Genomic DNA, 23677 nt, shown 5'->3' on the forward strand with positions numbered 1-23677 from the left:
TGCCTTGATCATGGTTGATGGGCAATGAACACGCCCTTTTCGCGGCGTGTCCATGCAGAAACGGCGCAGGGGGTTAGCAAGGCCGCGCCCGGAGGCCATAAGCGGGCCGTGACCGATTCTCTCGCTCCCGCCCGCGACATCCTGCGCCGCGTCTTCGGCCATGCCGAGTTCCGCGGGCTGCAGGCCGCGGTGATCACCGAGATCCTCGCCGGCCGCAGCGCCATGGCCGTGCTGCCGACCGGCGGCGGCAAGAGCCTGTGCTACCAGATCCCGGCCATGCTGCGCCCGGGCGTCGGGCTGGTCGTCTCGCCGCTGATCGCCCTGATGGCCGACCAGGTCGAGGGCCTGAAACAGTCGGGTGTGGCCGCCGAGCGGCTCGACTCCAACCACTCGCTCGACGAGCGCGCCGACGTCTGGCGCCGCGCCGAGCAGGGCGAACTGGACCTGCTCTACCTGTCGCCCGAAGGCCTGATGCAGGGCGCGACGCTGGATCGGCTGCGCCGGCTGCCGCTGGCGCTGGCGGCGATCGACGAGGCGCACTGCGTCAGCCAGTGGGGCCACGACTTCCGGCCGGAATACCGGATGCTCGGGCGGCTGGCCGAGATCTTCCCGGACGTCCCGCGCCTGGCGGTGACCGCCACCGCTGACGCCCGGACCCGCGACGACATTCGCGCCGAACTGCGGCTCCAGGACAGCGCCGAATTCGTCGACAGCTTCGCCCGGCCCGAGCTGGCGCTGGCCGCCGAGCGCAAGCGGGGGCAGGGCCATGCGCGGGTCGAGGAACTGGTGCTGGCCAGGCCGGGCCGGTCGGGTGTGGTCTACGCCGGCTCGCGCGACGGCACGGACAAGCTGGCCGAGCGGCTGGCCGCGGTCGGCGTCCCGGCCCTGGCCTACCACGCCGGCCTCGACCGCAACCTGCGCACCGAACGGCTGGAGAAGTTCCTCGAGGCCGACGCCGCGGTGATGGTCGCGACCATCGCCTTCGGCATGGGCGTCGACAAGCCGGACGTCCGGTTCGTGATCCACGCCGACCCGCCCGCCTCGATCGAGGCCTACTGGCAGGAGATCGGCCGCGCGGGCCGCGACGGCCAGCCGGCCGAGGGGATCACCCTCTATGGCTCGGCCGACATGGCCTGGGCCCTGCGCCGCACCGCCGGCCGCGAGGTCAGCGAGGAGGTCCGTCAGGTCCAGAACCGCAAGCTGCGCCAGCTCTACGGCATGCTCGACGGGGTCTCCTGTCGCGCCGCCGCCGTGCGCCGCTATTTCGGCGAGGAGGGGGTCGAGGCCTGCGGGGTCTGTGATCTGTGCCTTGCGCCGCCGGAGTCGATCGACGCGACGGTCCCGGCGCAAAAGGCTCTGGCCGCCGTGCACCGCCTGGGCGGCCGGTTCGGACGCGGCCGGCTGATCGACCATCTGCTGGGCAAGACCAAGGACGTCCACGACAGCGAGGCGGCCCTGTCGACCTACGGCGTGGGCAAGGAGTTCAGCCCGAACGCCTGGCGCGACCTGATCGACCAGCTGCTGTTCGACGGGCTGCTAAAGGAAGACCCCAACGAAGGCCGGCCGCTGATCGGCCTGGGCGACGCCGACGGGGTCAAGGGTGTCTACCGCGGCGAGCGTCGGGTGGCGGTGCGCAAGCAGCCTGAGGGCGCCGACGCCACGACCCGTTCAGGACGCCCGCGCAAGCGCGCCCGCGAGGCGATGACGGAGTTCGCTGGCGACGATCTGGTGCTGTTCGAGGCCCTGCGCGCCTGGCGCCGCGACGAGGCGCACGAGCAGCATGTGCCGCCCTACGTGATCTTCGGCGACAAGACCCTGCACGACATCGTCCGGCTCAGGCCCCGCTCGCCGGCCGAGCTGCTGCTGGCCACGGGCGTCGGCGACTCCAAGCTCCAGCGCTACGGTGCGGCCGTGCTGAAGGTGGTCAAGGACAACTAGACGTCCACCTCGGCGTCCAGCGCGTTGGCCTGGATGAACTCGCGGCGCGGCTCGACCAGCTCGCCCATCAGCCGGGCGAACATGTCGTCGGCGTCGTCGGCGTGGTTGACCTTCACCTGCAGCAGGGTCCGGGCCTCGGAATCGAGGGTGGTTTCCCACAGCTGCTCGGGGTTCATTTCACCCAGGCCCTTGTAGCGCTGGATCGACAGGCCCTTGCGGCCGGCGTCCATCACCGCGGCGACGAGGTCGAGCGGGCCGCGGATGGTCGTGCTCTTGTCCTTGCGGCGAAACACGGCCTGGCCCTGGAAAGTCTCGGCCAGCAGGGCGGAGCGCTCGGCCAGACGGCGGGCGTCGGCGGCCTGCAGCAGGGCGTCTTCCAGCACGATCTTTTCCGACACGCTGCGCTTGACCCGGCTGAAGACGAAGCCGGTCTCGCCGCGCTCGCCGGACCAGGGGCCGTCGCCTTCCTGGGCGTAGAGGTTCAGCCGGCGGGCCGCCTCGTCCAGATCGGGCGTGTCGCCCATCAGTCCGGCCAGCGCCGTCTGTTCGATGGCGAAGGACGGCGCGCGGGCCGACAGCCGCTCGATGTTGGCCTTGGCCCCGCGGCAGGTCTGCACCAGCGCCAGCAGGTCCGCCCCGGTCATCCGCTCGCCGCTGGAGAGGTCAAGTTCCGCCCCGTCGACGCCCTCGTCGATGAGGAAGATGTCCATCTCCGCGTCGTCCTTGAGGTAGCGCGAGGACTTGCCCTTGGCGGCTTTGTAGAGCGGCGGCTGGGCGATGTAGAGGTAGCCGCGCTCGATCACCTCCGGCATCTGCCGGTAGAAGAAGGTCAGCAGCAGCGTGCGGATGTGGGCGCCGTCGACGTCGGCGTCGGTCATGATGACGATGCGGTGGTAGCGCATCTTGTTGATGTCGAATTCGTCGCGGCCGATGCCGGCGCCCAGCGCCATGATCAGGGTGCCGACCTGCTCGGACCCGAGCATCTTGTCGAACCGCGCCCGCTCGACGTTGAGGATCTTGCCGCGCAGCGGCAGCACGGCCTGGTTCTCGCGGTTGCGGGCCTGTTTGGCCGAGCCGCCGGCGGAGTCCCCTTCGACGATGAACAGTTCGGATTTGGCCGGGTCGCGTTCCTGACAGTCGGCCAGCTTGCCGGGCAGGCTGGTGATGTCGAGCGCGCTCTTGCGACGGGTCAGTTCGCGGGCCTTGCGGGCGGCGTCGCGGGCGGCGGCGGCCTCGGCGATCTTCATCACGATCGCGCGGCCCTCGGCCGGGTTTTCCTCGAACCAGGTGGCGAGGCCCTCCTGGACCAGGCCTTCAACGGCCGGACGCACCTCGGAGGAGACCAGCTTGTCCTTGGTCTGGGACGAGAACTTCGGGTCCGGCACCTTCACCGACAGCACGCAGGTCAGGCCTTCACGGGCGTCCTCGCCGGTGACCGAGACCTTCTCCTTCTTCGCCAGGCCGGAGCTCTCGGCGTAGTTGGTGATCACCCGCGTCAGCGCCGCGCGGAAGGCCGACAGGTGGGTGCCGCCGTCCTTCTGGGGGATGTTGTTGGTGAAGCACAGCATGTGCTCGTGGTAGCTGTCGTTCCACTGCAGGGAGAGGTCGATCTCGACCTTCTCGCGCACGCCGCGGACCGAGATGGGGGCCCTGATCAGGGCCGTCTTGGCCTTGTCGAGGTGACGCACGAAGGCCTCGATGCCGCCTTCGTAGTGCAGGATCTCTTCCCACGGCTCGGCGTCGCGCAGGTCACGGAAGTGGATCGTCACGCCGCTGTTGAGGAAGGCCAGCTCGCGCAGACGGTGCTCCAGCGTCTTCCGGTCGAACTCGATGAAGGCGAAGGTCGTCACCGAGGGGAAGAAGGTCACCTGGGTGCCGGTCAGGGGCTGGCCCTCGCGGCTGTCGCCCTCGCCGCGGATCGGCGCATCGCCGGTGATGACCAGCGAGGACACCGCGTCGCCGCGCTCGAAGCGCATCTGGTGCGCCTTGCCATTGCGGAAGATCTTCAGCTCCAGCCAGTCGCTCAGCGCGTTGACCACCGAGACGCCCACGCCGTGCAGGCCGCCGGAGACCTTGTAGCTGTTCTGGTCGAATTTCCCGCCCGCGTGCAGCTGGGTCATGATGACCTCGGCCGCGCTGACGCCCTCGCCCTCGTGCATGTCGACCGGGATGCCGCGGCCGTCGTCGGTGACCGTGCAGCTGCCGTCGGCGTTGAGGATCACCTCGACCTTGGTGGCGTGACCGGCCAGCGCCTCGTCGATGGCGTTGTCGACCACCTCGTAGACCATGTGGTGCAGGCCCGAGCCGTCATCGGTATCGCCGATGTACATCCCGGGGCGCTTGCGCACGGCGTCCAGGCCCTTGAGCACCTTGATCGAGTCGGCGTCGTATTCGCCGTGCGCCTGGGGCGCGCCATGGTCTTCGGTTTCGTCGGTCATTCAGCAGTCCAGAACGGTCAGACCGGAGGCTTCCACGCGGACGCCGAGGGCCTGACCCTTGAAGGGGTCGAACAGCTGCTCGTCCGTCCCTGTCAGGAATGCCTGGAGGCCGAGCGCCGCGATTTCATCCGCCAGCGCGGCCCGCCGGAGCGGGTCGAGATGAGCGGCGACTTCGTCCAGCAATAATACAGGAGCCGGCGCTGATTCTGCAGCGGAAAGTCGCGCCGCCTGGGCCAAAACCAGGTTCAGAATCAAGGCTTTCTGCTCTCCGGTCGAACATTCCGCGGCGGGCCGGTCCTTTTCGGCGTGGATCACCGCCAGATCGCCCCTGTGCGGACCGGTCAGCGCCCGTCCGGCGGACGAATCGCGGCTGCGCGCGGCGGCCAGGGCAGCCGCCAGCCGGGTCTCGATTTCACCTGTTTCGACCCCCTCGGCCGCCAGCTTCTCCCAGTCGCCGGTGAGGCTCAGCCGGGCCTGCGGGAAGGGGCGCTCGCCGCGGCCGTCGATCTCCGTCTGCAGGGCGGACAGCGTCCGCGCGCGCGCCTGCGCCATCAACGCCCCGGCCTGCGCCATCCGCGCTTCCAGCGCCGACAGCCAGACGGGATCTGGCCGCTGGGCCTCGTCGGTCAGCAGCCGCATCCGCTCGCGCTGGGCCTTGTCATAGGCCCCGGCATGGGCCGCGTGCGCGGGCTCGGCGGCGAACACCAGCCGGTCGAAGAACCGCCGACGGTCGCCGGCGGCCTCGAGGAACAGCCGATCCTGCGCCGGGGTCAGCCAGATCGGCCGGATATGGTCGGCCATGCGTCCCGGCGGCACGGTCTCACCCTCCAGCCGCACGATCCGTCGCGCCGAGCCGGGCTGGTCGACACCCGTGCCCAGCTGCACGGCGTCCTCGCCCGCGTCGATCACCGCCGACACCGCCCAGGCGCGTCCGACGGCCTCGCCCGGCATCCGCCGTCCGACCTCCGCCAGCCCCGACCCGCGCAGGCCCCGTCCCGGCGACAGCAGGCTGATCGCTTCCAGCAGATTGGTCTTCCCCGCCCCGTTCGGCCCAAACAGGAACACCGTCCGTCCATCCGCGCGCAGCTCCGCCCGCCCGTAGGAGCGGAAGTCGGTCAGGGTCAGGGTGGTCAGGGCCGAGTGCATGGGGCTCCCTAGCATACCCTCATCCGTCATCCTCGCCCTTGTGGCGAGGACCCCTTTTTCCGCCGCGGGGGCGGTGCAAATTCACGCTCTCACGTGCGAGCCGGGTAGAGGGGTCCTGGGCACAAGGCCCAGGATGACGGGGTCGAGTGGTGGCTCAGCGAGCCCCCAGCCGGACCAGCACCTCTGTCGGAATCCCGTAGATCTCGATCACCGGCCTCTGATCGCGCTGGCCGCAGATCTCGCGCTGGACGAACAGGCTCCAGACCGCGTCCGCGGCGGCCTTGAGGGCGGCGGGGCGGTCTTCAGTGGACGCCTCACGCAACGCCGCCAGCGTGGTCTCGACCCGCTTTCCGGCCCGGCCCAGCGACGCGGCCTTCTCGGCCATCAGTTCGGTCTGAAGCCCGGCGTCGAAGACCTCGACGGTCGAGGCTGTGGTCGCCAGGGTCTGGGGCAGGCGCAGGGACATGGGCGCAATCTAGCGCCGGCCGGAGCGAATGCGTAGCCTCCCGGCCATGACGTCCGCGCCCGACATCCTCATCCGACAGGCCCGCCCGGACGACGCGGCGGCGTGCAAGGCGATCCTCCGCGACACCTTCGAGAGCACCTGGCTGCCCGAACTCACCGCCGAGGCTGCGCGGGCGTTTCAGAGCGAGGACCGGCCGGCGGCCTACGTCGGCGAGCGGGGTTTGCTGTTCCGCGTCGCCGCGGTCGGCGGCGAGGTGGTCGGGTTCGTCGACTGGAACGGCGACTTTATCAACGCCCTGCATGTGCGGGCGAGCCACGCGCGGACCGGCGTCGGCGGGCGGCTGATGGACTGGGCGGAGGCGGAGATTGCGTCGGCGGGTTTCCCCACGGCGCGGCTGGAGACCGACACCTTCAACCTGCGCAGCCAGGCCTTCTACGCCGCGCGCGGCTACCTTGAAGCGGATCGCTATCCCGACGAGGAGTGGAACAGCGGCCTGACGACGGTCCTGCTGGTGAAGGGGCTGGGCTAAGAGAGCCCTACACCCGCAGCGGCATCAGCACGTACTTCACCCCGGCGTCCGTCGGATCCAGCACCAGCGTCGGGCTGGCCGGATCGGCGAAGCGGAATTCGGCCGTCTCGCCGCCGATCTGGCCGGTGACGTCGAGCAGGTAGCGGGCGTTGAAGCCGATCTCGAACGACTCCCCGTCGTAGTCGACCTCGACCTCTTCGACCGCCTGGCCGGCTTCCATGTTGCGCACCGTCAGGGTGACCTTGCCGGACTCGATGGCCAGCTTCACCGAGCGGCTCTTTTCCGCCGAGATGGTCGCCACGCGGTCCACCGCCTGGGCGAACAGGGCGTTGTCGACGAGCATGACCTTCTGGTTGTCGCGCGGGATGACGCGCATGTAGTCCGGGAACGAGCCGTCGATGACCTTGGAGGTCAGGGCGGCCTGGCCGAACTCGAAGCGCACCTTCTGGGCGCTGACCTGGAAGTCGACCGTCTCGCCGGCGTCGTCGAGCAGGCGGCGGGCCTCGTTGATGGTCTTGCGCGGGATGATCACGCCAGGCTGGCCGGCCGCGCCCTCGGGGGCGGGCATCTCGGCCAGGGCCAGGCGGTGGCCGTCGGTGGCCACGCAGCGCAGCATCGGCTGGCCGTTCTCGACCACCGTGTGCACGTACAGGCCGTTCAGATAGTAGCGCGTCTCCTCGGTGGAGATGGCGAAGCGGGTCTTGTCGATCAGCCGGATCAGGTCGCCGGCGTCGACCGGGATGCGGGCCGACAGGCCGTCCGAGCTCATCACCGGGAAGTCGCCGGCCGGCAGGACAGGCAGGTTGAACTTCGAACGACCGGCGGCGACTTGCAGCCGGGGGTCATCGCCCGACAGGGTCAGGGACACGTCGGCGCCTTCCGGCAGTTTGCGGACGATCTCGTAGAGGGTGTGGGCGGGCGCGGTGATCTGGCCGGGCACATCGACCTGGGCCGCGCCGCCGTCGATGATCTCCATGTCCAGGTCGGTCGCGGAGAAGCCGACCCGCTCGCGCTCGGCGGTCAGCAGCACGTTCGACAGGATCGGGATGGTGTTGCGCCGCTCGACGACGCTCTGCACGTGGCCCAGGGCCTTCAGCAGCGCCGCCCGCTCGATCGTAAGCTTCATGTCTCGTCCGAATCCGGAATGGGCAGGCGAATCGTCGAGGCCCCCGCCGCTTCGCCTGTCAGGGGACTTGCGACATTAGCGGAAAAGGCGCGCCAAGGAAGGGGGTCGGGGAACCAATCCTCTCCGCGAAGCGGGGAGGGGGACCGCTCGAAGAGCGGTGGAGGGGCAGCGCGAAAGCAAGCGGTCCCATCCCGAAATCAGGTCCTTCCGGTCAGCCCGGCGCAGCCCCTCCACCAGCCTCCGGCTGGTCCCCCTCCCCGCTTCGCGGAGAGGATTTCAGGGTCACGCCTTCGTATCCACCGAGCCGCCGGCATCGGCGCCGTCGGCGTCGGCATAGGGGTTGGCGGCCGGGGCCGCGCCGGCGTCCGCCGCGCCCGTCTTCGAAGCGACCACGACCATCGCCGGGCGCACGATCCGGCCGTGCAGTTCGTAGCCGGCCTGCAGGGTCTTGATGATCGCGCCGGGGGCGACGCCCTCGCCGGGCTGTTCCATCATCGCCTGGTGCTGGTGGGGATCGAACTTGCCGCCGCGCTCGGGGGCCAGCTTTTTCAGGCCGTTGCGCTCGAACGCCGAGGCCAGTTCCTTCTCGGTCATCTCGACGCCGACGACGAAGTTCTTGACCACCTGGTCGTTGAAGTCGCGCGGCGCGTGGGTCGTGGCGGCCGACAGGTGGTCGGCGACCGCGAACAGGTCGCGGGCGAACTTCTGGATCGCGTAGGCGCGCGTGTCGTTGGCCTCGCGCTCGGCGCGGCGGCGGACGTTGTCGGCCTCGGCGGCGTAGCGGAGGATCTGGTCCTTCAGGGCCGCGATCTCGACCTTCATCGCCTCGACGTCGGCTTCGGCGGCTTCCTCGGCGGTTTCGATCTCGGGATCGTGGCCGTTGGCGGCGGTTTCGTCAGTCATACTCGTCTATCCGTCCAGCATTCGGCCCAGGACCCGCGCGGTGTAGTCCACCAGCGGGATGATCCGGGCATAGTTGAGGCGGGCCGGACCGATCACGCCGATCGCGCCCAGCACCTTCTGTCGGCCCGTCATATAGGGCGCCGCGATCACGGCGGAACCCGAAAGCGAGAAAAGTCGCGTTTCGGCGCCGATGAAAATCCGCACGCCCTGGGCGTCACGGACCCCGTCGAGCAGGCCGATCAGCTGTTCCTTCTGCTCCAGATCGTCGAACAGCCGCTGGACCTTGGCCAGGTCGCCGGCCGCCGACGGGTCGTTCAGCAGGTTGGCCCGGCCGCGGACGATCAGCGCCCGGTCGGCGCCCTCGCCGCCGCTCCAGGCCGCCAGACCATCCTCGACCAGCCGGGCGGCGGTCTGGTCCAGCTCGGTGCGGGCGCGGTCGAGTTCGTTGCGGATCTCGGCCTGGGCCTGGATCAGCGTCCGCCCCTTGAGCCGCGAGGCGAGGAAGTTGGAGGCTTCCTGCAGGGCCGAGGGCGTCAGACCGGGCGACAGCCGCATCAGCCGGTTCTCGACCTGGCCGTCCTCGAACACCATGACCGCCAGGGCGCGGTCGGCGTCGAGCGCGACGAACTCGACATGCTTGACGCCGGCGTCCCGCGAGGGGCTGACCACCATCCCCGCCCCGCCGGCCAGGCCCGACAGGATCGAGCTGGCCTCGTTCAGGGCGTCTTCGAAGTTGCGGCCGTGGGCCGACAGGCGGGCGTCGATCTCGCGCCGCTCGGCCTCGCCGACGTCGCCGACCTCCAGCAGGCCGTCGACGAACAGCCGCAGCCCGGCGTGCGTCGGCATCCGCCCGGCGCTGGTGTGCGGCGAGTCGAGCAGGCCCAGCCCCGCCAGGTCCTGCATGGTGTTGCGGATCGAGGCCGGCGACAACTGGACGCCGCCTTTCGACAGGGTGCGCGAGCCGACCGGGTCGCCGGTCTCCAGATAGCTCTCCACGATCCGCCGGAAGATGTCACGGGCGCGGTCATCCAGATCGGTCAGGCTGGCGGTGCGGGAGGGGCCGCTGGTGAAGATCGGGGTCATGGGTCCTGCTGCAGGCCGGTGGACGACCTGTCGGCCAATAGGATAAGCGGCGCCTGCCCGCGCGCAACCCGTGCGCCGATCCTGGGAACAATACCATGCGACCTTCCGAGCGCGCGCCCGACCAGATGCGCACCGTGACCCTCGAGACCGGCGTCAACCGCTATGCCGAGGGCTCCTGCCTGGTGACCTTCGGGCACACCAAGGTGCTGGTGACCGCCAGCGTCGACGAGGGCGTTCCCGGCTGGATGCGCGGCAAGGGCGCCGGCTGGGTCACGGCCGAGTACGGCATGTTGCCCCGGGCCACCCACACCCGCGGCCGCCGGGAGGCCGCCCAGGGCAAGCAGTCGGGACGCACCCAGGAGATCCAGCGGCTGATCGGCCGGTCCCTGCGCGCCGTGGTCGACATGAAGGCGCTCGGCGAGCGGCAGATCCAGATCGACTGCGACGTGGTCCAGGCCGACGGCGGCACCCGCACCGCGGCGATCACCGGCGCCTGGGTCGCGCTGCGGCTGGCGACCCGCTACCTGCTGGAAGAGGGGGTCATCAAGACGGACCCGATCCTCGACCAGGTCGCGGCGGTGTCCTGCGGTGTGCACCAGAACCTCGCCGTGCTCGATCTCGACTACGAGGAGGACTCTTCGGCCGAGGCCGACTCCAACTTCGTCCTGACCGGCAATGGCGACATCGTCGAGATCCAGGCGACCGGCGAAAAGCGCGGCTTCACCCGCGCCGAGTTCGAGGCGCTGTTCGGCCTGGCTGAAAAGGGCATCGGCGAGCTGTTCGCGCTGCAGAAGGCCGCGGTCGGGGGTTAGTCGCCCGGGGACATGTACCGGAGGTACGTGTCCCCTAAACCCGCTGCACCTCGATTGGGGGACACGTACCTGCGGTACATGTCCCCGCTAAGCCCCGCCGTAGGCATCCTCGTCGTCCTCCAGCTCCATGCCGGGGCCGGGCTCGAAGATGACGATGTCGCCGGGCTGGCACTGCAGCTCCCGGCACAGGGCGTCGAGGGTTGAGAAGCGCAGGGCGCGGGCCTTGCCGGTTTTCAGGATCGACAGATTGGCGATGGTCACGCCGACGCGGTCGGCCAGCTCGGTCAGCGACATCCGTCGCTCCTGCAGCATGCGGTCGAGAGTGCAGCGAATGGCCATGATGCGCGCCTGATCCCTAGATCGTCAGTTCGGCTTCGTTGCGCAGGCGGGCGCCTTCACGAAACACTTCGGCCAGAACGAAGATCACCAGCACGGCGAACCAGGTCGTCAGATTGAGCGTGCCTTCGACCGTCCTGACCTGGCCCGGCATCATCAGCGCCAGTACGCCGGCCAGGACGAAGCGGCCGATCTCCAGCCCGCCGAAGATCAGGCCGACGAGGCGCAACCGGCGGACATTGTCCGGATGAAACGGGTCGCCGGCGGTCAGGGTGACGAAGATGCGCCGCAGGATGTCGACGATCGCCAGCACCCCGCCCATGTAGGCGGCGCCGGCGACCAGCACCGTCGCGAAAGCCGGGCCGCGTTCGACCAGCCCGGCGAGTTTCTCGCTGAAGGGAACCCAGCCGGCCAGCAGGCCCGGGTTGAAGCTGAACAGCAGGGAGACGAGCGCAAACACCAGCGCGCCGCCGATGAGCACCCACAACGCGTAGTGCACGACGTCGAGAATGGTCTTCAGGAAGCTCGAGACTGAGCCTGGTCCCAAAGCGCGCATGGCGCAGTCCCCCGTGAATGCGTTTCCGGTCCGGAAGCCCGGATCCCGCCGGCCCCTCTCAGCTCGCCTCGCCGAACAGATGCGCCCGGCATCGGTCAGGGGAGGCGAGCCGCGGGGCGGCCGGCGAGGATGCCCTGATCGGGGCCCTCATTAAAGAGGCCGATCAGAGCGAGCTGGAGACGAACATAACCGCCGCCACAGGCAGGGCGGCCAGCAGAGCGGCGTTGACGAAAGTCATCGCGATCTTGTCGACGATGTTGGTGAGTTTTTGCGCGGACATGAGTCCCTCCTTGATGTTGCGGTGCAATATGAATGTGGATCCCCTCCACACCCAGCGGCTGAACTCGCGTCCCGTCCGCATCCCCAAACTAGGTATTTGCCGTTCTTCGATCAAGAAGATTATCGATAAACGATATTAAACTTGCGTAACATCATTACGCGGCCGTAATGCACTGCAGCATGAAATCGGCACGCTTGCGCCCGGGCCGCTTCGGGGCGAGGAAGGCGGGCGCGAAAGGACACCCCCATGCCGCTGATCCTCCAGCCCGGAACCACCCTGGTCGCCGCGACCCACAATCCCGGCAAGGCGAAGGAGCTGGTCGCCCTGCTCGACGGCCGGTTCGAGATCCTCGCCGCCGGAAGCCTGGGCCTGCCCGAGCCGGACGAGACCGAATCCACCTTCACCGGCAACGCCCTGCTCAAGGCGCGCCACGCGGCCGCCCTTAGCGGGAAGATCGCCCTGGCCGACGACTCCGGCCTGTCGGTAGCGGCGCTGGACGGCTCGCCGGGCATCTTCTCCGCCCGCTGGGCCGGCCCGGCCAAGGACTTCGCCGTCGCCATGGCCAAGGTCGAGGAGCGGCTGATCGAGACCGGCTCCGACGACCGCTCGGCCTGGTTCACCAGCGCGCTCGCCGTCGCCTGGCCCGACGGGCCCTCCGTGGTCGTCGAGGGTCGCATCGATGGCCGGCTGGTGTTCCCGGGTCGGGGCGACCGCGGCTTCGGCTATGATCCGATCTTCATTCCCGACGGCTACAGCGAGACCTTCGGCGAGATGGATCCCGCCGCGAAGGACGCCATCAGCCACCGCGCCCGGGCGTTCGAGACCCTCAAGGCCGCCCTCTTTTGACCGATCTCGCCCCGCTGGGGGTCTATGTTCACTGGCCCTACTGCGCGAAGATCTGCCCCTACTGCGACTTCAACGTCGTGCGCGACCGCAGGCAGGCCGAGCAGGCTGATCTGGCCGCCGCCATCGTCCGTGATCTGGACGCCCAGCGCGCCCTGACCGGACCTCGGCGGCTGGTGTCGGTTTTCCTCGGCGGCGGGACCCCCTCGCTGATGGACCCGCAATGGGCCTCCGACATTGTCGCCACGGCCCGCCGGCTGTGGGAGCCCGCCGCGGATCTTGAGGTCAGCCTTGAGGCCAATCCCACGGACGCCGAAGCCGGCCGGTTCGCGGCCTTCGCGGCCGCGGGCGTCACGCGGCTGTCGCTGGGCCTGCAGTCGTTCGATGACGCGGCGCTGAGCTTCCTCGGCCGAAACCACGACGCCGCAGAGGCGCGTCGGGCGGCCGATCTGGCGGCCCGGACGTTCCCGCGCCTGTCGGTCGACATGATCTACGCCCTGCCCGGCCAGACGATCGCGGCCTGGACCGACCAGCTCGCCCGGGCCCTCGACCTCGGCGCTGAGCACATCTCGCCCTACCAGCTGACCATCGAGGCGGGCACCGCGTTTGACCGGGCGGTCGGACGGGGCCTGTTCCGGCCGGCGGACGACGAGGCCGGCGCGGCGCTCTACGCGACGACCCAGGCCGTACTGGAGGCTGCGGGGTTCGAAGCCTACGAGGTCAGCAACCATGCGCGCGGCGCGGCCGCCCGGTCGCGGCACAACCTCGTCTACTGGCGCGGTCAGGACTATGTCGGCGTCGGCCCCGGCGCCCATGGCAGACTGCGCCTGCATGGCGTGCGCACCGCGACCGAGGCGGCGATGCGCGTCGGCGACTACATCGGCAATGTCGAGGCGACCGGCCTCGGCTTCCGGGCCCCGGAGGCGCTGTCGCCGATCGAGACGGCGGAGGAGCGGCTGCTGATGGGGTTGCGAACCGGCGAGGGCGTCGCCTTCAGCGAACTCGCCGCATTGGGCCTGTCCCCCGCCCATCCCGCGGTCGCCGACCTGATCGAACAGGGCCTGCTGGCCACCGATCCCGCCTGCCTGCGCGCCACCTCCGCCGGCCGGGTCATGCTCGACGGCGTCACCCGCGCCCTGATCCTCGGCGCGTCCCCGGGCTGACGGCCCCGATTGCGCAATGCGACCGGGCCGATAGTCTCCCGTCATGGCCGATGACGCCCCCGCCCCGCCTGTTTCGACCGCCGCCGTTGCGCGCGAGCACATCGTCGATGTGCTGATCGCCGAGCGGGCGCCGAAGCTGTCGCGGTCAGCCGCCTGGCCGGTGGTGCGGCCGTTGCTCTACCAGCTGCTGGGCTACGGCCGGGCGCGTGCCATGGCCGACGCCATCGCGCCGATGGGCGGCAAGGCGGCGCTGGACTTCGTCTCCGACCTGCTGGCCATCGATGTCGGCGTGCGGGGTCTGGAGCATCTGCCGCGCGAGGGGCGGCTGATCATCGTCGGCAATCATCCGACCGGCATCGCCGACGGGGTGGCGGTCTATGACGCGCTCAAGTCTGCGCGGCCCGACATCATCTTCTACGCCAATTCCGACGCCCACCGCGTCTGCCCGAAGTTCGACGAGACCTTGATTCCAGTGGAGTGGGTCGCCGCCAAACGCACCCGCGACCGCACCCGCCTGACCCTGACCATGACCCGCGAGGTGCTGGAGGCGGAGCGGGCGCTGATGGTGTTCCCGGCCGGCAAGCTGGCCCGGCGCGGCCCTGACGGGGTGCTGCGGGACCCCGTCTGGATGCCGACGGCCCTGTCGGTGGCGATGAAGTACGCCGCCCCCGTGATCCCGGTTCATGTCGCCGGACCCTGGGCGACGCTGTTCCACCTGTTCGACCGCTTCTCGCCCGAGCTGCGCGACATCACCCTGTTCCACGAGCTGCTGAACAAGACCGGACGGCGTTTCGACGTCACAATCGGTCGTCCCATTCCGCCGGACGCGCTGGATGCCGACGCCGCCGTCGCCAGCGCCGCGATCAAGGCCTATGTGGAACAGGTGCTGCCTCATCACCCAGACCGTCCGTTCGCATGACCCTGCCGGCGCAGTTCGACCTCGCCGACGAGGCCGCGACCGCGCGACTGGGCGCGTCGCTGGCGTTCGCCCTGCGCACCGGCGAGGCGATCTGCCTGTCCGGTCCGCTGGGCGCCGGCAAGTCGACCCTGGCCCGGGCGCTGGTGCGGGCGCTTACCCGGCCGGACGAGGACGTGCCCAGCCCGACCTTCACCCTGGTGCAGTTCTACGAGACGGCGGCGTTCCCACTGGCTCACTTCGATCTCTATCGCCTGTCGAGCCCTGACGAGGCGTTCGAGATCGGCCTTGACGAGGCGCTCGACGAGGGCGCGGCCCTGATCGAATGGCCGCAGCGGCTGGACGGGCGGCTGCCGCCCGACCGACTCGATATAGAGATCAGTCTCGAAAACGGGGGGGAGACGCGACGGGCGCGGCTGACCCCTCACGGCGCATGGAAGGGACGGACGCTTGAGTGCTGAGCGGGAGGCCGCCAAGGCCGCTTTTCTGACGGCCAATGGCTTCGGCGACGCCCGCCGCGAGCTGATGAGCGGCGACGCCTCCACGCGGGTCTACGAGCGGCTTCACCTGGCCGACGGAACCAGCCGCATCTTCATGGACCAGCCGCCCAAGGCCGAGACCGCGCCCTGTCCGCCGCAGGCGACGCCGCAGGAGCGGGTCGCCCTGGGGTTCAACGCCGCCTACCGCCTGGCGTCCGGCCGGGTCGACGCCTTCGTCGCCTGCGCCCGCTACCTGAAGTCGCTCGGCCTCTCCGCGCCCGAGGTCGAGGCGTTTGACGCTCCGGCCGGCCTGGCGGTGCTCGAGGACCTCGGCGACGACCTCTATGCCGCGCGGATCGCCGCCGGCGGCGACGAGGGCGAACTCTATGACGCCGCCATCGACGCCCTTGTCGTGCTGCACGCCGTCCGGCCGCCGGATGTCCTGGCCTTCGATGGCGTCCGCTGGCCGTTGCTGACCTATGACGACCTGGCGCTGGTCTGCGCCGCCGACCTGTTCACCGAATGGCTGCCGAAGCTGCGGCCGGCCTTCGCGCCGGACGCCGCCGCCCTCGCCGAATGGGAAGCGCTCTGGAAGCCGATCCGCGCCCGGGGCGAAGCGTCGGCGGAGGTCTTCTGCCACCGCGACTATCACGCCGAGAACCTGATCTGGCTGGGCGACCGCGACGGCCCGGCGCGGGTCGGGCTGATCGACTTCCAGGACGCAGTCCGCGCCAACCGCGTGTGGGACCTGTCGATGCTGCTGCATGACGCCCGCAGGGACGTTTCGCCCGAGCGTGAAGCCGCCGCGCTGGAGCGCTACTTCGCCGCCCATCCGCAGCTCGACCGGCAGGCCCTGCTGGCCGACTACCATGCGCTCGGCGGCCTGAACGTCGCGCGGATCATCGGCATCTTTGCCCGGCTGGTCGTGCGCGACGGCAAGCCGAAGTACGAATCGATGCTGCCCCGGCTCTGGCGCTATCTCGACAGCTGCCTGGCCGACCCGACAATGGCCGGCATGAAGGCCTGGTTCGATCGCCATGTGCCTGCGGAGGCCCGGTCATGAGCGGCCGTCCGACAACCGCGATGGTGCTGGCCGCAGGGCTCGGCACCCGCATGCGCCCCCTGACCAACGACCGGCCCAAGGCGCTGGTCGAGGTCGGCGGTCGCGCGCTGATCGACCACATGCTCGATCGCCTGGCCCAGGTCGGGGTCGAGACGGCGGTGGTCAACGTCCACGCCTTCGCCGACCGGCTGGAGGCTCATCTGAAGGCGCGCGACGCCACCGGGGTCCTGCCGCGCATCATCATTTCCGACGAGCGCGCCGAGCCGCTGGAAACCGGCGGCGGCATCAAGCACGCGCTGCACCTGCTGCCCGACCAGCCGTTCTGGGTCGCCAACATCGACTCGGTCTGGATCGACGATGACGACAAGGCGCTCGAAGCCGTCGCGGCGGCCTGGGACCCGGATCGCATGGACGTCTGCCTGCTGACGGCCTCGACCGCCGAGTCGATGGGCTTCCACGACAGCGGCGACCTGTTCGTGTCTGACGCGGGCGAGGTGCGGTTCAAGACCCCCGGCGAGATGGCCCCGCTGGTCTATGTCGGGGTGCATATCGCCAAGCCGTCGGTGGTCGCCGACGGCCCGGAGGGTCCCTTCGGCCTGCTGCCGATCTGGAAGCGGCTCACGGAGACGGGCCGGATCCACGGTGTCGCGCCGAAAGGGCTCTGGATGCACGTCGGAGATCCCCAGGCGCGCGATGCGGCGCAAGCCCGGCTGGCGGGATGAGCGATCTGTTCGAGCGTCCGGCGCCGCGCTGGTTCTCGATCCCCGCCCAGCGGCCGTTTCTCGATGATCTCGCCGCCGGACTGCTGACCCTGCTGCCCGACCCCGAAGCGCTGGCGGGCGCTGTGGTGTTCACCCCGACCCGGCGCGGCGCGCGCTCGCTGGCCGAGGCCTTTGTCGGCGCGGCGGGCGGCCGCGCGGTGCTGCTGCCGCAGATCCGCGCCATCGGCGACCTCGACGAGGGCGAGCCGCCGTTCGAGCCGGGCGACCTGTCGCTCGACATTCCTCCCGCGATCGACCCGCTGCGGCGGCGGTTCGAGCTGGCCAGGCTGGCGGCCGGTCACAAGACGCTCGGCCGCGACCTCGACGCCGCCGGCGCGCTGGAGCTGGCCGATGCGCTGGGCGGCTTTCTCGACAGTGTCCAGATCGAGGAGGTCGAGGACCCCGCCGCGAAGCTCGACAGCCTGGTCGACTTCGACATGGCCGCCCACTGGCGCCGGTCGGCCGACGTGCTGCGCGTGGCGCTCGACGCCTGGCCCGCGCGCCTGCGGGAGATGGGCCTGGTCGATGTCACCTGGCGGCGGGTTCAGCTGTTGCGCGCGCTCGCGCGGCAGTGGACAGACCATCCGCCCACGCATCCGCTGATCGCCGCCGGCTCGACGGGCACGGCCCCGGCGACGGCCGACCTGCTGAAGGTTATCGCCGGCTGTCCGCAAGGGGCGGTGATCCTGCCCGGTCTCGATGAGGGTCTGGCCGACGACGCCTGGGCGAAGGTCGATGACCAGCACCCCCAGGGCGCGATGAAGCGGTTGCTGATCCGCGCCGGGGTGACGCGGGCGGATGTCCACACCTGGCGCCCTGACGCCGATTCGGCGGGCCGCTGGCGCCGCCGCCTGATCAACGAAGCCCTGCGCCCGGCCGAGGCCACCGCCGACTGGCGCGACGTGCTGGAAGCCCTGCGCCGCGAGGGCGAGGCGGTCGGCGTCGACCCTCTGGCGGAAGGCCTCAAGGGCCTGTCGGTGATCGCCGCCCGGCACGAGGAGGAGGCCGCCGACGTCTGCGCCCTGCTGCTGCGCGAAACGCTCGAAACGCCGGGCCGCACCGCAGCGCTGGTGACGCCCGATCTCGCCCTGGCCCGCCGGGTCAGCGCGCGGCTGGCGCAGTTTGGTGTGATGGCCGACTCCTCCGCCGGCGAGCCGCTGTCCGGGTTCCCGGTCGGGGTTCTGGCGCGGCTGGTGGCGGACTGGATCGTCGATCCGCTGTCGCCGGTGCTGCTGCTGGCGATCCTCAAGCACCCGCTGACCCGGCTGGGACGAACGACGGAAGAGATCGCGCCCCTGCTGACCGTGCTGGAAACGCCGAAGGGCGGCGAGAACCGCCGGCTGCGCGGCGCCCGCGCCGGCGATCGGGAGGCTCTGCTGCAACGCTTCGCCGACCAGCCCGAGGCGGCCGCCCTGTTCGACGACCTGCTGGCGGCGCTGGATCTGGCGGCGGGCCCCTTCGCCGACGGCCCAGCCGAGGTCGACGTCGCCGCCCATGCGCTGGTCGAGGCGCTCGAGACGCTGGCCGGCGAAGCGGTGTGGTCCGGCGGCGCCGGGGAGTGCGCCTCGATCCTGCTGTCGGGCCTGATCGTCAACGGCCGTGACCTTCCGCCCGTCACCCCGCGGGACTTCGCCGATCTGACTGGCGGGCTGCTGGAAGACGAGAGCGTGCGGTCCGGGGGCGAGACCCATCCGCGCATCCGCATTCTCGGCGCGCTCGAGGCGCGGCTGATCCGCTCGGACCGGCTGGTGCTGGCGGGGCTGGAGGACGGGGTCTGGCCGCAGGGCGCGCCCGTCGATCCGTTCCTGTCGCGGCCGATGCGCGAGCGGCTGGGCGTGCCCGCGCCCGAGCGGCGCCTGGGCCTGACCGCCCACGACTTCGCCCAGGCCGCCTGCGCGCCGGACGTGGTGCTGGTGCACAGTCAGCGCCGCGAGGGCTCGCCGGCCGTGGAATCGCGCTGGCTCTGGCGGCTGCGAACCCTGGCGCGCGGAGCGGGCATGCCCCTGCCGGGGCGGCGCGAGGTGCTCGACTGGGCGCGCGGGCTCGACGCGCCGGCTCCCTATGCCCCGGTGGCCCGGCCCGCGCCCGTTCCGCCCCTGGCCTCGCGGCCCCGGGAGTACGCCGTCACACGGGTCGAGACCCTGACACGCGATCCCTACGCCATCTGGGCGCGGGACATTCTGAAGCTGTATCCGCTGGAGCGGCCTGACGAGCCCGTCGAGGTCAAGGCGCGGGGCAGCGCGATCCACAAGGCGTTCGAGGACTTCGCGGCGGCCTGGGCGGGCGGTGAGCCCGACGACGCGCCGGTCCTGTTCCAGCAGCTGTACGAGACCGCTCTGGTCGAGAAGGGCCTGCCCCGCGCCTCGCTGGCGCGGGAGCGGGCGCTGGCGCGCGAGATCGGCGTTTGGGCGAGCGACCTGGAGCGCGACCGCCGCGCGGACGGGCGGGATATCCATGTCGAGAAGAAGGGCGTCCTCGCCCTGGCCATCGGCGAGCGAACGATCAGCATCACCGCCCGGGCCGACCGCATCGAGGTGACCGCCGACGGCCGGGGTCATGTGGTCGACTTCAAGACCGGCGGCGCGCCGACCGAGTCGCAGATCGACGCGGGCTTTTCGCCGCAACTGACCCTGACGGCGGCCATCCTCCAGCAGGGCGGGTTCGGGGGCTTCCGGGCGGAGCCCGGTGACCTGACCTATCTGCGCGTCACGGGCCGCAAGCCGCCCGGCGAGGAAGTCATCCGCAAGGCTTCCGGCGCTGAAAGCGAGGAGGCGACCGCCAAGGCCCTGGCCGGCGTGATCGCCCTGCTGACGCTCTATGAGGACCCCGATCGCGGCTACCCGTCAAAGGTCGCGCCGCAGTGGGTCAAGGAGTTCCCCGGCGACTACGACCACCTGGCGCGGGTCTTCGAATGGTCGACCGGCGGCGACGGCGAAGGCGGCGACACATGAGCCTCCAGAACCAGACCCTGGCTGCCGATCCGACGATCAACGCCTTCGTCACGGCCAACGCCGGGACGGGCAAGACCAAGACCCTGATCGACCGGGTGGCGCGGCTGTTGCTGCGCAAGGTGCGGCCCGAGGCGATCCTCTGCGTGACCTACACCCGTGCGGCGGCGGCGGAGATGCAGCACCGGCTGTTCCGACGGCTCGGCGACTGGTCGGTCATGGACAATGACAAGTTGCGCGAGGAACTCACGGCGCTGGCCGGCGAGGGCGAGGCCCCCGCGGACGACCTGCAGCTGTCCGAGGCGCGCAATCTGTTCGCCAAGGCGCTGGAGACGCCGGGCGGGCTGAAGATCCAGACCATCCACGCCTTCTGCGAAAAGCTGCTGCGCCGGTTTCCGGTCGAGGCCGCGCTGTCACCCGGCTTCGCCATCATGGACGAGGCCGAGGCCGCGCTGATCGCCCGCGAGGCCCGCGCCGACCTCGCCAACCGGGCGCTCGACGAGGAGGGCCTGGTCGCCGACGCCTACGCCCGTCTCGCCGTGGCGCTCGACATCGACCGGTTCGAGGCGATGTTCCGCGCGTTCGAGGAGCGCCGCGCGGCGCTGGCCGACTACGTCAGGCGTTGCGGCGGCCTGGCGGGTCTGCCGGGCGCCATTGCAGAAGCTTGCGGCCTGAACGGACTGGAAGACCCCGAGCTCATCGAGCGCGAGGCCTTCTCCCCGCCCGCCATCGACGCCGCCCGCTGGCGCAACGCCGCCGTCGTCCTGTCGGCGCCCGGCAAGAGCGTCACCGACAACAAGCGCGGCCTCCACTGTGCAACGGTGGCGGAAGCCGCCGCGCTGGGCCTGAGCGCGCCCGCTGCGGTGAAGGCCGTACTGCTGACCAAGGACGGCAGCCCGCAGAAGAGCCTCGGCACCAAGGCCGTCGACGACCAGGTCAAGGACTGGCTGCGCGAGGAGCAGGCCCGGATCGTCGAGGCCCTCAACCGCGCGAAGTCCGCCCGCGTCGCGCAGGACACGGTGATGGTCCTGGCCCTGGCCGCCGTCTATGCCGACGCCTATGCCTCGGCCAAGGCCTCGCGCCGGGCGCTCGACTTCGCCGATCTGATCGAGCGGAGCCGCGACCTGGTGGCCGCGCGGCCTGACGCCGCCTGGGTGCTCTACAAGCTGGACGGCGGCATCGATCACATCCTCGTCGATGAGGCCCAGGACACCGCGCCCGAGCAGTGGGACATCCTCAACTGCCTGACGACCGAATTCTTCGCCGGCGACGGCCCGCCCTCGAACCAGACGCTCGCCCGCAGCCTGTTCGTCGTCGGCGACGAGAAGCAGTCGATCTACAGCTTCCAGGGCGCCGACCCCCAGCGGCTGATCGACGAGACGCGCCGCTATGACACCCTGATCCGCGCCGCGGGCCTCGACTCGCGGGTCGTGCCGCTGAACCTGTCGTTCCGCTCAACGAAGCAGGTCCTGTGCTATGTCGATGCGGTGTTCGTCGATCCCGAGACGCGGCGGGGCGTGCCCGCGCCGCAGGACCAGGACATCATCGTCCACGAGCCGTTCCGCGATCACGACGGCTGCGTCGATCTGTGGCCGCTGGAGCGGGACGAGGGCCGCGAGGAGCGCGAGGCCTGGACCGACCCGCTCGACGCCGTCTCGGCGACCAGCGCCAACAAGCGTCTGGCGCAGAAGATCGCCACGGAGATCGAGGCGCTGGTCGCGCGCGGCGACGCCGTGTTCGACAAGGACGCAAAGGAGTGGCGACCCGCCCGCTACGGCGACGTCCTGATCCTGGTCCGCCGGCGCAAGGTGCTGTTCGAGGAAATCCTGCGCGAGCTGAAGCAGCGTGGCGTGCCGGTGGCCGGCGCCGACCGGCTGTCGCTGTCGGCTCACATCGCCTTTGACGACCTGATCGCCCTGGCCCGGTTCACCCTGTTCCCGCAGGACGACCTGACGCTGGCGGCCCTGTTGAAGAGCCCGTTCTGCGGCCTGGATGACGACGACATCTTCGCCCTCGCCTGGGGGCGCGGGAAGACAACCCTCTGGACCGTGCTGTGCGGCCGCGCCGCAGAGCGGCCGTCGTGGACCGAGGCCCTGGCGCGGCTGGAGACCTTCCGGACGCTGGCCCGCAGTCACAAGCCGTTCGACTTCTATCGCCGCGTGCTGGGCCTGACCGACGGCGAGGGTCGCTCGATGCGCGCGCGGATCACCACGCGGCTGGGTTCGGAGGCCGGCGATGTGCTCGACGAGTTCATCGCCCGCACCCTGGCGGCCGAGCGGCGCGGCCTGTTCGACCTCGAGCGGCTGGTCGCGGCCTTCGCCGATCTCGATGTCAGTGTGAAGCGCGAGCTGGAGTCAGGGGCCGACGAGGTGCGGGTGATGACCGCCCACGGCTCCAAGGGCCTTGAGGCGCCGATCGTCTTCCTGCCGGAAACCACTGTGAAGTCGGGCGGGCAGGGCTCGCCGCTGATGCAGACGGCGTACGGGGGCTTTCTGTGGTGCGCCAGCAAGGGCGACGACTGCCCGGCCAGCGCCGCCGCGCGTCAGCTGCGCAAGGACCGCGACGAGGATGAGGCCTGGCGCCTGCTCTATGTCGCCCTGACCCGCGCCCGCGACCGGCTCGTGCTCTGCGGCCGCATCGACGCCAGGGCGAAGGACGAGAACATCAAGGGCTGGTACGCCGCGATGCGCAACGCCTTCAGCCGGGAGGCGATCGCGGATGACGTGCGCCAGACGTCGTCCGGCGGCATGGAAATCCTCCGGCTGGGCCCTGATCCGCTGCAGCGGCCCGGCGTCGCGCCGTCCCTGCCGCCGCTGGCCGCCCTGCCGGACTGGGTGCGCCGCGCCGCGCCGGTTGAGTCGGCGGTGATGCGTTACGCCTCGCCGTCCCAGGTGGCCGAGCGCGAACGGGGCCCCGCGCCCTCGCCGCTGGATGCCCTGCACGGGCTCGGCCGGTTCCGGCGCGGCGACCTGATTCACAGGCTGCTGCAGCTGCTGCCCGATGTCGTCCCGGCCGATCGCCGCGTGGCGGCGGGGCGCCTGCTCGACCGCGAGCCGGATCTCACGGACGGCCAGCGCGCCGAGATGATGACCGCCGCCTTCGGGGTGCTGGAGGACCCGGTGTTCGCCGATGTGTTCGGACCGGGCAGCCGCGCCGAGGCGGCGATCGCCGGGACCTCGCCGCGTCTGCCCGCGGGGCTCGGCGTCTCGGGCCGGGTCGACCGGCTGCTGGTGACGCCCGACCGGGTTCTGGTGGTCGACTACAAGACCAACAGGCCGGCCCCCGCCCGCATCGAGGACGCCGATTTCGCCTATCGCGTCCAGATGGCGCTCTACGCCGCCGTTCTGGCTGAAGTCTTCCCCGGGCGGCGGATCGAGGCGGCGCTTGTCTGGACCGATGGACCCCGGCTGATGCCGGTTCCAGAAAACATGATCGCCCGAACCCTCGACCAGCTGGCCTCTGGTCATTGATAGGGAACGGGGCCGGGCTTACATCGTTGGCATGACGACGCGCGCCCCTTGGCGCCGCGAACGGGAGAATACCGATGAGCACCGTGACGGTGACCGACGAGTCCTTCGAGCGCGATGTGCTCCAGTCCGACAAGCCTGTCCTCGTGGACTTCTGGGCGGAATGGTGCGGCCCCTGCAAGCAGATCGCCCCGGCCCTGGAGCAGATCTCCGAGGAACTCGCCGACCATGTCGTGATCGCCAAGGTCAACATCGAGGACAGCCCGACGACGCCGTCGCGCTACGGCGTGCGCGGCATCCCGACGATGATGCTGTTCCGCGGCGGCCAGATGACCTCGATGAAGGTCGGCGCCATGCCCAAGCAGAAGATCCTCGAGTGGCTGAATGAAGCGGGCGTCCAGCCGGCGGCGTAGCCAATGATCCA

At 70.5% G+C, this 23677-nt stretch carries 20 protein-coding genes; 12 read left to right on the forward strand and 8 right to left on the reverse strand.

The window, feature by feature from the left end:
• Positions 1-108: 108 nt before the first annotated feature.
• Positions 109-1938 (forward strand): DNA helicase RecQ, encoded by a 1830-nt coding sequence (recQ, locus tag AC3WJT_RS02160; protein ID WP_492341424.1) that lies wholly within the window; start codon positions 109-111, stop codon positions 1936-1938.
• Here recQ and gyrB read toward each other — a convergent pair.
• From gyrB to AC3WJT_RS02175, 3 genes are all read right to left on the reverse strand, one after another.
• A complete protein-coding gene (gene gyrB / locus AC3WJT_RS02165; RefSeq protein WP_492341425.1) occupies positions 1935-4376 on the reverse strand; it encodes a DNA topoisomerase (ATP-hydrolyzing) subunit B in 2442 nt (813 codons plus the stop codon). The two genes, recQ and gyrB, sit on opposite strands and share 4 nt — an antisense overlap.
• Positions 4377-5522, reverse strand: coding sequence for a DNA replication/repair protein RecF (recF, locus tag AC3WJT_RS02170; protein WP_492341426.1), 1146 nt, complete (start codon positions 5520-5522; stop codon positions 4377-4379).
• A gap of 154 nt (positions 5523-5676) precedes the next feature.
• Complete coding sequence (locus tag AC3WJT_RS02175) at positions 5677-5988, reverse strand: DUF6665 family protein (RefSeq protein ID WP_492341427.1); 312 nt, start codon at positions 5986-5988, stop codon at positions 5677-5679.
• A gap of 46 nt (positions 5989-6034) precedes the next feature.
• Between AC3WJT_RS02175 and AC3WJT_RS02180 the strand changes: the two genes are divergently transcribed.
• Positions 6035-6517 carry a GNAT family N-acetyltransferase gene (locus tag AC3WJT_RS02180; RefSeq protein ID WP_492341428.1) on the forward strand — a complete coding sequence of 161 codons (483 nt, stop codon included), beginning with the start codon at positions 6035-6037 and terminating at the stop codon, positions 6515-6517.
• 7 nt (positions 6518-6524) lie between these two features.
• Here AC3WJT_RS02180 and dnaN read toward each other — a convergent pair whose 3' ends face one another.
• The 3 genes from dnaN to hrcA form a co-directional block, all read right to left on the reverse strand.
• The gene (dnaN, locus tag AC3WJT_RS02185; RefSeq protein WP_492341429.1) at positions 6525-7643 is read right to left on the reverse strand and encodes a DNA polymerase III subunit beta; all 1119 of its coding nucleotides are present in this window, start codon (positions 7641-7643) and stop codon (positions 6525-6527) included.
• A 282-nt stretch (positions 7644-7925) separates the two neighbouring features.
• The gene (gene grpE, locus AC3WJT_RS02190; RefSeq protein WP_492341430.1) at positions 7926-8546 is read right to left on the reverse strand and encodes a nucleotide exchange factor GrpE; all 621 of its coding nucleotides are present in this window, start codon (positions 8544-8546) and stop codon (positions 7926-7928) included.
• Positions 8547-8552: 6 nt separating this feature from the next.
• Entirely contained in the window at positions 8553-9629 is a 1077-nt protein-coding gene (gene hrcA / locus AC3WJT_RS02195) for a heat-inducible transcriptional repressor HrcA (RefSeq protein WP_492341431.1), read from the reverse strand.
• 95 nt (positions 9630-9724) lie between these two features.
• Between hrcA and rph the strand changes: the two genes are divergently transcribed.
• Positions 9725-10441 (forward strand): ribonuclease PH, encoded by a 717-nt coding sequence (rph, locus tag AC3WJT_RS02200; protein ID WP_492341432.1) that lies wholly within the window; start codon positions 9725-9727, stop codon positions 10439-10441.
• A gap of 87 nt (positions 10442-10528) precedes the next feature.
• Here the strand turns inward: rph and AC3WJT_RS02205 are convergent, their stop codons facing one another.
• Positions 10529-10780: a helix-turn-helix domain-containing protein gene (locus AC3WJT_RS02205; RefSeq protein ID WP_492341433.1), complete on the reverse strand. Its 252-nt coding sequence runs from the start codon at positions 10778-10780 to the stop codon at positions 10529-10531.
• A 16-nt stretch (positions 10781-10796) separates the two neighbouring features.
• Entirely contained in the window at positions 10797-11333 is a 537-nt protein-coding gene (locus AC3WJT_RS02210) for a DUF2975 domain-containing protein (RefSeq protein WP_492341434.1), read from the reverse strand.
• 526 nt (positions 11334-11859) lie between these two features.
• Here AC3WJT_RS02210 and rdgB point away from each other — a divergent pair.
• The 9 genes from rdgB (at position 11860) to trxA (ending at position 23666) form a co-directional block, all read left to right on the forward strand.
• Positions 11860-12459: an RdgB/HAM1 family non-canonical purine NTP pyrophosphatase gene (gene rdgB / locus AC3WJT_RS02215; protein WP_492341435.1), complete on the forward strand. Its 600-nt coding sequence runs from the start codon at positions 11860-11862 to the stop codon at positions 12457-12459.
• Positions 12456-13619 (forward strand): radical SAM family heme chaperone HemW, encoded by a 1164-nt coding sequence (gene hemW / locus AC3WJT_RS02220; protein ID WP_492341436.1) that lies wholly within the window; start codon positions 12456-12458, stop codon positions 13617-13619. Before rdgB ends, hemW begins: the two co-directional genes overlap by 4 nt.
• Positions 13620-13662: 43 nt before the next feature.
• Positions 13663-14538 carry a 1-acyl-sn-glycerol-3-phosphate acyltransferase gene (locus tag AC3WJT_RS02225; protein ID WP_492341437.1) on the forward strand — a complete coding sequence of 292 codons (876 nt, stop codon included), beginning with the start codon at positions 13663-13665 and terminating at the stop codon, positions 14536-14538.
• Positions 14535-14996: a tRNA (adenosine(37)-N6)-threonylcarbamoyltransferase complex ATPase subunit type 1 TsaE gene (gene tsaE / locus AC3WJT_RS02230; protein ID WP_492341438.1), complete on the forward strand. Its 462-nt coding sequence runs from the start codon at positions 14535-14537 to the stop codon at positions 14994-14996. The genes AC3WJT_RS02225 and tsaE overlap by 4 nt, the downstream gene beginning before the upstream one ends.
• Positions 14986-16077, forward strand: a complete 1092-nt coding sequence (gene amgK / locus AC3WJT_RS02235; protein ID WP_492341439.1) for an N-acetylmuramate/N-acetylglucosamine kinase AmgK — start codon at positions 14986-14988, stop codon at positions 16075-16077. The genes tsaE and amgK overlap by 11 nt, the downstream gene beginning before the upstream one ends.
• Positions 16074-16799, forward strand: a complete 726-nt coding sequence (gene murU, locus AC3WJT_RS02240; protein ID WP_492341440.1) for an N-acetylmuramate alpha-1-phosphate uridylyltransferase MurU — start codon at positions 16074-16076, stop codon at positions 16797-16799. The genes amgK and murU overlap by 4 nt, the downstream gene beginning before the upstream one ends.
• Positions 16796-19789 (forward strand): double-strand break repair protein AddB, encoded by a 2994-nt coding sequence (gene addB, locus AC3WJT_RS02245; protein ID WP_492341441.1) that lies wholly within the window; start codon positions 16796-16798, stop codon positions 19787-19789. The genes murU and addB overlap by 4 nt, the downstream gene beginning before the upstream one ends.
• Positions 19786-23256, forward strand: coding sequence for a double-strand break repair helicase AddA (addA, locus tag AC3WJT_RS02250; protein ID WP_492341442.1), 3471 nt, complete (start codon positions 19786-19788; stop codon positions 23254-23256). The genes addB and addA overlap by 4 nt, the downstream gene beginning before the upstream one ends.
• Before the next feature lie 74 nt (positions 23257-23330).
• Positions 23331-23666, forward strand: a complete 336-nt coding sequence (trxA, locus tag AC3WJT_RS02255; protein ID WP_492341443.1) for a thioredoxin — start codon at positions 23331-23333, stop codon at positions 23664-23666.
• Positions 23667-23677: the final 11 nt, after the last annotated feature.

This window comes from Caulobacter sp. FW305-C-30-S16, assembly GCF_058783025.1.

Coding starts and splice junctions, on each gene's coding strand:
- gyrB (WP_492341425.1), bottom strand. CDS start 4,376: ATGACCGACGAAACCGAAGACCATGGCGCGCCCCAGGCGCACGGCGAA.
- recF (WP_492341426.1), bottom strand. CDS start 5,522: ATGCACTCGGCCCTGACCACCCTGACCCTGACCGACTTCCGCTCCTAC.
- AC3WJT_RS02175 (WP_492341427.1), bottom strand. CDS start 5,988: ATGTCCCTGCGCCTGCCCCAGACCCTGGCGACCACAGCCTCGACCGTC.
- AC3WJT_RS02180 (WP_492341428.1), top strand. CDS start 6,035: ATGACGTCCGCGCCCGACATCCTCATCCGACAGGCCCGCCCGGACGAC.
- dnaN (WP_492341429.1), bottom strand. CDS start 7,643: ATGAAGCTTACGATCGAGCGGGCGGCGCTGCTGAAGGCCCTGGGCCAC.
- grpE (WP_492341430.1), bottom strand. CDS start 8,546: ATGACTGACGAAACCGCCGCCAACGGCCACGATCCCGAGATCGAAACC.
- hrcA (WP_492341431.1), bottom strand. CDS start 9,629: ATGACCCCGATCTTCACCAGCGGCCCCTCCCGCACCGCCAGCCTGACC.
- rph (WP_492341432.1), top strand. CDS start 9,725: ATGCGACCTTCCGAGCGCGCGCCCGACCAGATGCGCACCGTGACCCTC.
- AC3WJT_RS02205 (WP_492341433.1), bottom strand. CDS start 10,780: ATGGCCATTCGCTGCACTCTCGACCGCATGCTGCAGGAGCGACGGATG.
- AC3WJT_RS02210 (WP_492341434.1), bottom strand. CDS start 11,333: ATGCGCGCTTTGGGACCAGGCTCAGTCTCGAGCTTCCTGAAGACCATT.
- rdgB (WP_492341435.1), top strand. CDS start 11,860: ATGCCGCTGATCCTCCAGCCCGGAACCACCCTGGTCGCCGCGACCCAC.
- AC3WJT_RS02225 (WP_492341437.1), top strand. CDS start 13,663: ATGGCCGATGACGCCCCCGCCCCGCCTGTTTCGACCGCCGCCGTTGCG.
- tsaE (WP_492341438.1), top strand. CDS start 14,535: ATGACCCTGCCGGCGCAGTTCGACCTCGCCGACGAGGCCGCGACCGCG.
- murU (WP_492341440.1), top strand. CDS start 16,074: ATGAGCGGCCGTCCGACAACCGCGATGGTGCTGGCCGCAGGGCTCGGC.
- addB (WP_492341441.1), top strand. CDS start 16,796: ATGAGCGATCTGTTCGAGCGTCCGGCGCCGCGCTGGTTCTCGATCCCC.
- addA (WP_492341442.1), top strand. CDS start 19,786: ATGAGCCTCCAGAACCAGACCCTGGCTGCCGATCCGACGATCAACGCC.
- trxA (WP_492341443.1), top strand. CDS start 23,331: ATGAGCACCGTGACGGTGACCGACGAGTCCTTCGAGCGCGATGTGCTC.